At 62.6% G+C, this 7,144-nt stretch carries 7 protein-coding genes; 6 read left to right on the forward strand and 1 reads right to left on the reverse strand.

Annotation, left to right across the window (positions count from 1 at the left end; genetic code table 11):
• The 6 genes from EN964_RS18975 to EN964_RS19000 all read left to right on the forward strand — a co-directional run.
• Positions 1-911 (forward strand): short-chain fatty acyl-CoA regulator family protein (locus EN964_RS18975; protein WP_127276621.1); only part of this gene is annotated, 911 nt, incomplete at its 5' end.
• 150 nt (positions 912-1,061) lie between these two features.
• On the forward strand, positions 1,062-2,012 hold the full coding sequence (locus tag EN964_RS18980; RefSeq protein WP_127268368.1) for a DMT family transporter: 951 nt from the start codon (positions 1,062-1,064) through the stop codon (positions 2,010-2,012).
• A 340-nt stretch (positions 2,013-2,352) separates the two neighbouring features.
• Complete coding sequence (locus EN964_RS18985) at positions 2,353-3,450, forward strand: polyamine ABC transporter substrate-binding protein (RefSeq protein ID WP_127268369.1); 1,098 nt, start codon at positions 2,353-2,355, stop codon at positions 3,448-3,450.
• Between the two features lie 84 nt (positions 3,451-3,534).
• Positions 3,535-4,674, forward strand: coding sequence for an ABC transporter ATP-binding protein (locus EN964_RS18990; protein ID WP_127272201.1), 1,140 nt, complete (start codon positions 3,535-3,537; stop codon positions 4,672-4,674).
• A gap of 8 nt (positions 4,675-4,682) precedes the next feature.
• The gene (locus EN964_RS18995) at positions 4,683-5,657 is read left to right on the forward strand and encodes an ABC transporter permease subunit (protein WP_127272202.1); all 975 of its coding nucleotides are present in this window, start codon (positions 4,683-4,685) and stop codon (positions 5,655-5,657) included.
• A gap of 4 nt (positions 5,658-5,661) precedes the next feature.
• Positions 5,662-6,480, forward strand: coding sequence for an ABC transporter permease (locus EN964_RS19000; protein ID WP_127271643.1), 819 nt, complete (start codon positions 5,662-5,664; stop codon positions 6,478-6,480).
• A gap of 22 nt (positions 6,481-6,502) precedes the next feature.
• Here EN964_RS19000 and EN964_RS19005 read toward each other — a convergent pair.
• A partial coding sequence (locus tag EN964_RS19005; protein WP_281059559.1) for an AsmA-like C-terminal region-containing protein occupies positions 6,503-7,144 on the reverse strand: 642 nt, incomplete at its 5' end.

Genomic DNA, 7,144 nt, shown 5'->3' on the forward strand with positions numbered 1-7,144 from the left:
GCGACGATCTGTTCGGCGCGCTGAAGGCCTGGCTGAAGCGCGAATATGGCATCGTGGTCAAGGTGCTGCCGGTCGCCACCATGCCGAACTGGCGCCGCCGTTATGATCGTCATTCGCAGCGCCTGTTCCTGTCCGAACGCCTGTCGCCGTTCGACCAGTTGCGCGAAGTCGCGATGGAGGCCTGCCTGATCCGCATGACGGTCGCGGTCGCCGGCGAGATCCAGGCGCTCAAGCTGAGCACCGACGAGGCGCGCCGCCTGGCCCGCTTCGAACTTGGCCGTTATGCGGCGCATGCGCTGATGATGCCCTATCAGGCCTTTCACGCGGCTGCCGTGCGCGCCCGCTATGACATCGATGTCCTGCGTTCGCGCTTCGGCGTCTCCTTCGAACAGGCAGCCAACCGGCTGACCATGCTGCAGCGGCAGGGTGCCTCGGGGGTGCCGTTCTTCATGCTGGAGGTCGACAATGCAGGCAACCGCTTCCGCAAGGCCGGCAGCCAGGGCTTTCCACAAAGCCGCTTTGGCGGCGGCTGTCCCAAGCTGCCCGTGCATGTTGCCTTCACCCAACCCGGCCAGGTCTTCGTCGAGGCAGTGGAAATGCCCGACGGCGCCGAGTTCCTGTGCATCGCCCGCACACTGGAAGGGCCGCAAGGCGCATTCTCGGAACGTCCGCGCCGCACCGCGCTGCTGCTCGGTTGCGACATCGGCTTTCGGGACGAGATCGTCTATGGCGCGGCATTGCCCGGTGCGGCAATCACCGCAAAGGCCGGCAGTATTGCGGCGACGCCGGTCGGGCCTGCCTGCCGGCTTTGCGAACGCGTCGGCTGCCTGGCGCGGGCCGAGCCGCCGGTGACGCGCCCGCTCGGCCTTGACGAGATGGTGACGGGCCTGAGTGCCTTCGATTTCCAGTAACGCCGTGTCCTCTGAAATGGGGGCAAGGTGCCATAATTGTCGCCGGCCGCTGGCTCAGTTCCGGCCTGCGCCTTTGCGTTACGCGAACAGAGCATCTTTTTGTCGTCCCTTGCGCATCGTCCCGTCCACAAAAGCCCGACAGTCGCGCTCATGATCGATACCGCATCGCCGATCGTCGCATCGCCAGCCGTCTCGCCGCGCGAGGAGCGCGTCGGCATGCTTTTGGTCTTCCTGTCGGCGCTGATGTGGAGCTTCGGCGGCACCATCGCCCGCTTCATCACTGTCGGTGACAGCTGGACGGTCATTTTCTGGCGATCCGTCTGGGCAGCCGCCTTCCTGGTCTGCTTCATGGTCTGGCGTGACGGCTGGCGTGGCACGTTGAAGCTGTTCCACGACATGGGTCTGCCCGGCCTTGCCGTCGGGATCTGCTTTGCCACCGCATCGACCGCCTTCGTCGTGGCGCTGGCCTACACCACCGTCGCCAACATCCTTTTGATGCAGGCAGGCGTGCCGTTGCTGGCGGCGCTGTTTGCCTGGGCGTTGTTTCGCGAAAGGGTCGGTGTCGCCACCTGGGTGGCAATCGCCGCCGTCATCACCGGCGTCGCCATCATGGTGTCGGAATCGCTGGATGGCGCCGTCTCGCCCATAGGCGATGGGCTGGCGCTGTTGATCGCGGTCATGTTCTCGGTCGCCACCGTCATCACCCGGCGGTTTTCCGGCGTGCGCATGACGCCGGCGACGTGCCTCGGCACCATGCTCGCGGCCGGCTTTGCCGTCTCGCAGGCATCGACCTTCACCGTGTCAGTCAGCGACATGGGCTTTCTGTTTGCCTTCGGCGTGGTCAATCTCGGCCTCGGTCTCGCCTTCTTCGCCACCGGCGCACGGTTGATCCCGGCGGCCATCGCGGCTCTGCTCGGCACGTTCGAGCCGATCCTCGGCCCGATATGGGTCTGGCTCATCCATTCCGAGGTGCCGTCGGGGCGCACCATCATCGGTGGCGCGGTGGTGGTCACGGCGCTGCTCGTCCATATCGGGCTCGAATTCAAGCGCCAGGCACGGCCCGAACGCGCAGGGGTCACCGGGGTGCCGTCGCCTAATTGAAGCGGCCTGCAGCTTTGCCATTGACAACGTCGCTGCAGCACGGGCAGGCTGGGAATACGGCAACAACAAGACAGGCGTATCTTGCCAAGTCTCCCAGCCGGTCCGATCGGGACCGGACCATATCGTCGTATCTCTGCCCGCGCCACGGCGAAAGCCTATGACGGTATTGGCACGCCTCCCAGGCCGCCTCAGGGGCATCCAGCCATCTCATCGAACCGCCTGCATGGTCTCGGCAGTTCGCGCTTGTCGCCCCTTGGAAAGCTCAATAGTCTGAAGAAAATGCCGGTCGCGCTGATATCGCGACGAGCCGGTGAAGGAACACTCATCAAAGGAGAATAGCATGATCCGCAAAGCGCTCTGGCTTTCGGCAACCTCGGCATTCCTGACATTGTTCACCGTCGGCGGTCACGCCGCGGATCGTGTCGTCAACGTCTTCAACTGGTCGGACTATATCGACAGTTCGATCATCGACGATTTCACCAAGGAAACCGGCATCAAGGTCGTCTATGACACCTTCGATTCCAACGAAATCCTTGAGACCAAGCTGCTTGCCGGCGGCAGCGGCTATGACGTCGTCGTGCCCAGCGGCAATTTCCTTGCGCGCCAGATCCAGGCCGGCGTGTTCCAGAAGCTCGACAAGTCGAAACTGCCCAACATTTCCAACATGTGGGACACGGTTACCGAGCGAACCGCCAAATATGACCCCGGCAACGAATACTCGGTCAACTACATGTGGGGCACGGTTGGCATCGGCTACAACATCAAGAAGGTGCAGGCGGCGCTTGGCACTGACAAGATCGACAGCTGGGACGTCTTCTTCAATCCCGATAGCCTGGCCAAATTGAAGGACTGCGGCGTCTACGTGCTGGACTCGCCGGCAGATATCATCCCGGCGGCGTTGAAATATCTCAACCTCGACCCGAACAGCACGTCACCCGATGATATCGCCAAGGCCGAGGAGACCTTGCTCAAGGTGCGGCCTTACATCAGGAAGTTCCATTCCTCCGAATACATCAACGCGCTCGCCAACGGTGATATCTGCCTGGCGGTCGGCTGGTCGGGTGACGTGTTCCAGGCCCGCAACCGCGCGGTCGAGGCCAAGCAGGGCGTCGAAATCGGCTATTCCGTGCCGAAGGAGGGCGCGCAGATGTGGTTCGACCAGATGGCAATCCCCGCCGACGCGCCGCATGTGGCGGAGGCGCTCGAGTTCATCAACTACATGATGAAGCCGGAAGTTATCGCCAAGTCGTCGAACTACGTGCTCTACGCAAACGGCAACAAGGCTTCGCAGCAATTCGTCGACAAGGCATTGTTGGAGGATCCTTCGGTTTATCCCGATGCCGAGACCATAAAGAAGCTCTACACCGTCTCGCCATACGATCCCAAGACCCAGCGCGTCATCACGCGCACCTGGACCAAGATCGTCACTGGCCAGTAAGCAATCCGACACGGTCCCGGCAGCCACCTGCCGGGACCGTTTCTACCTGGGGCAAGAAGCAAGAAAATCAGGACGGAGTGGGATATGAAATCGCTTGGCAGCATCCGCAGGGATTTTGCACCGTGGAACGACCCGAATGCCAAGCCGTACATCCAGTTCGACAACGTCACCAAGAAGTTCGGTGACTTCACCGCCGTCAACAATCTGTCTCTGACCATCTTCGAGCGCGAGTTCTTCGCGCTGCTCGGCGCCTCCGGTTGCGGAAAGTCGACGCTGCTCAGGATGCTCGCCGGCTTCGAGGAGCCGACAGCCGGCCGCATTCTGCTTGACGGCCAGGATCTGCGTGGCATCCCGCCCTACCGGCGGCCTGTCAACATGATGTTCCAGTCCTATGCGCTGTTCCCGCATATGACGGTCGAGAACAACATCGCCTTCGGTCTCAAGCAGGACGGCATGCCGAAGCCCGAAATCGCATCGCGCGTTGCCGAGATGCTGAAGCTGGTCAAACTCGAGCAGTTCGCCAAGCGCAAGCCGCACCAACTATCCGGCGGCCAGCGCCAGCGCGTCGCGCTCGCCCGCTCGGTCGCCAAGCGGCCGAAGGTGCTGCTGCTCGACGAGCCGCTCGGCGCGTTGGACAAGAAGCTGCGCGAAGAGACGCAGTTCGAACTGATGGATTTGCAGCAGAACCTCGGCCTGACCTTCGTCGTCGTCACCCACGACCAGGAAGAGGCGATGACCATGGCCGATCGCATCGCCATCATCGACAAGGGCGAGGTGATGCAGGTGGCAACGCCGGCCGAAGTCTACGAGGCGCCGGGATCGCGCTTCGTCGCCGGCTTCGTCGGCAATGTGAACATGTTCGAGGGCAAGATCGCGCGTGGCGAGGCCGGCAGCGCCAGCATCGATGCCGGCAACGGCCTCACCATCCGCACCGACAATGCCGGCACCGCCGGCGCCGGGACGGCCGTCACCTTCGCCATCAGGCCCGAAAAGATCAAGGTGTCGTCGAAAAAGCCGGCCGAGGCGGTCAACGCCATCGAGGGCGAGGTCTACGACATCGCCTATCTCGGCGACATGACCGTCTACCATGTCAGGCTGGACGACGGCCAGGTGGTGCGCGCGAGCACCATGAACGCGGCCCGTATCACCGAGGATCCGTTGAGCTGGAACGACCGCGCCTGGGTTTCCTTCCGGCCCGATGCCGGCGTCGTGCTGACGCGGTAGGGGCGACCATGTCGAGCGCCGCCGTCACCACCTCATCAGCCTCTCCGGCATCCAATGCCGGCAAATCCATCCTTGCCAGGCTGGGTGCTGCCTTCGTTGGCCGACTGGTCATCATCATCCCGTATGTCTGGCTGCTGTTTTTCTTCCTCATTCCGTTCGTCATCGTCTTCAAGATCTCGCTGTCGCAGACGGCAATCGCCATTCCGCCCTATACGCCGGCGCTCGATTTCAGCGGCGGCATTTCCGGGTTCCTGGCTCAGCTGAAGCAACTCAGCCTCGACAATTACGCCTGGCTGACGCAGGACGCCCTCTACTTCAACGCCTATGTAACCAGCGTCATCATCGCCGCGGTCTCGACGGTCCTGACATTGCTCGTCGGCTACCCCATCGCCTATGGCATGGCGCGCGCGCCGGCGACGATCCGCCCGACCTTGCTGATGCTGGTGATCCTACCGTTCTGGACCTCGTTCCTGATCCGGGTCTACGCCTGGATCGGCATTCTCAAGCCCGAAGGGCTGCTCAATCAGCTGCTGCTCGCCACCGGCGTCATCCACCAGCCGCTGATCATCCTCAACACCTATACGGCGATCTTCATCGGCATCGTCTATTCCTACCTGCCGTTCATGGTGTTGCCGCTCTATTCCGCGCTTGAGAAGATGGACTATTCGCTGATCGAGGCAGCCAAGGATCTCGGCTGTCCGCCGACAAGTGCGTTCTGGAAGATCACCTTCCCGCTGTCGCTGCCCGGCGTCATCGCCGGCTGTCTGCTGGTGTTCATTCCGGCCGTCGGCGAGTTCGTCATTCCCGATCTGCTCGGCGGCTCGCAGACGCTGATGATCGGCAAGACGTTGTGGAACGAGTTCTTCGCCAATCGCGACTGGCCGGTATCGTCGGCCGTTGCCGTCATCCTGCTGTTGCTGCTGATCGTGCCGATCATGCTCTTCCAGCGGGCCCAGGCGCGCGCTCAGGAAATGGACAGGTGACCTCATGAACGCCACCTGGAGCCGCTTCAACATCACTTCGATCGTGCTTGGCTTTGCCTTTCTCTATCTGCCGATCGTGCTGCTCATCGTCTTCTCGTTCAACGAGTCGAAACTGGTTACGGTCTGGGGCGGTTTCTCGACCAAATGGTACGTCTCGCTGTTCCACAATCAGGGCCTCATGGACGCGACCTGGGTGACGGCGCGCGTTGGCCTGATCTCGGCCACGGTAGCGACCGTTCTCGGCACGCTGGCGGCACTCACCTTGACCCGCTACACGCGCTTCAAGGGCAGGGTGCTGTTCTCCGGCATGGTCTTTGCGCCGCTGGTCATGCCGGAAGTGATCACCGGCCTGTCGCTGCTGCTGCTCTTCGTCGCGGTCGGGCTCGACCGTGGCTTTCTCACCGTGACGCTCGCCCATATCACGCTGACCATGTGCTTCGTCGCCGTGGTCGTGCAGTCGCGGCTCATGACTTTCGACCGCTCGCTGGAAGAAGCCGCGATGGATCTTGGCGCAACGCCGGTGAAGACCTTCTTCCAGATCACATTGCCGGTCATCATGCCGGCGATCGTCTCCGGCTGGATGCTGGCTTTCACGCTTTCGCTCGACGATCTGGTCATCGCAAGCTTCACCTCCGGGCCGGGCGCGACGACGCTGCCGATGAAGATCTACAGCCAGGTTCGCCTCGGCGTGACGCCGGAAATCAACGCCGCCTGTACCATTTTGATCGCCGTCGTGGCGATGGGCGTCATCATCGCCTCGCTTGCCAACAAGCGGCGTGAGGTGCAGCGCCAGCTCGACGAGCAGGTGGCGCAGCGCGGGTGAAAGACAGAAGGCGCAGTGTCGCCTATTCCCCCGAAACGCCGCGGCTGATCGGGGAAATGAACGGCGTGCTCCAGGTTCCGCCGACGAAGAATGATGACTGGTTGGGACCTTGCTGGCCGTTGGCCTGCGTTGCCGCCTGGTCAGGCTGAATGACGCCGCCGGACAAGGCCAGTCCGCGCCCGGCGTAGGACGCGATGCCGGACAGCCAGATCTTGTACTTCGCTGAATTGGCCTCGGCCTTGTCGATCCGCGCCACGCCCTTCGAAATGGTGGCCTTGATCTCGGCACCGTCGATCGGCAATGTTCCGTCAGAGACATCGTCGAGCGCGAAGAAGCCGCCCTGTTCGGTATGTTTGAGGAAGGCCGGCAGGTTGAGCTTGCTCAACGCACCCGGCCCGAAGGTCGCCGAGACCGAGCCGTCGGCATTGTCGAAGATGGAATCCCAGGTTCTGCCCGGCCCCTTGAGGATCACCGAGACGGTGCCCGTGCCGACCGGCACCAGCCGCGTCATCCCTGCCGCCGTGCCGAATGCACCGCCGTCGATGTCGGACGCCAGAAGGCGGATTTCGACCTGTGAGCCTTCCGGCTTGCGATCGAAGCGAAGGCTGGTCTGGATGTTGCCGCCGAAGGCCGAGGCATCGGAGATGTCGAAGACGGACAGACC

Origin of the sequence: Mesorhizobium sp. M7A.F.Ca.CA.001.10.2.1 (genome assembly GCF_003998575.1) — a bacterium.
Classification (GTDB): Bacteria; Pseudomonadota; Alphaproteobacteria; order Rhizobiales; family Rhizobiaceae; genus Mesorhizobium.

Excerpts from the sequence above, each read along its gene's own strand:
- EN964_RS18980 (WP_127268368.1), top strand. The coding sequence starts at position 1,062 with ATGATCGATACCGCATCGCCGATCGTCGCATCGCCAGCCGTCTCGCCG.
- EN964_RS18985 (WP_127268369.1), top strand. The coding sequence starts at position 2,353 with ATGATCCGCAAAGCGCTCTGGCTTTCGGCAACCTCGGCATTCCTGACA.
- EN964_RS18990 (WP_127272201.1), top strand. The coding sequence starts at position 3,535 with ATGAAATCGCTTGGCAGCATCCGCAGGGATTTTGCACCGTGGAACGAC.
- EN964_RS18995 (WP_127272202.1), top strand. The coding sequence starts at position 4,683 with ATGTCGAGCGCCGCCGTCACCACCTCATCAGCCTCTCCGGCATCCAAT.
- EN964_RS19000 (WP_127271643.1), top strand. The coding sequence starts at position 5,662 with ATGAACGCCACCTGGAGCCGCTTCAACATCACTTCGATCGTGCTTGGC.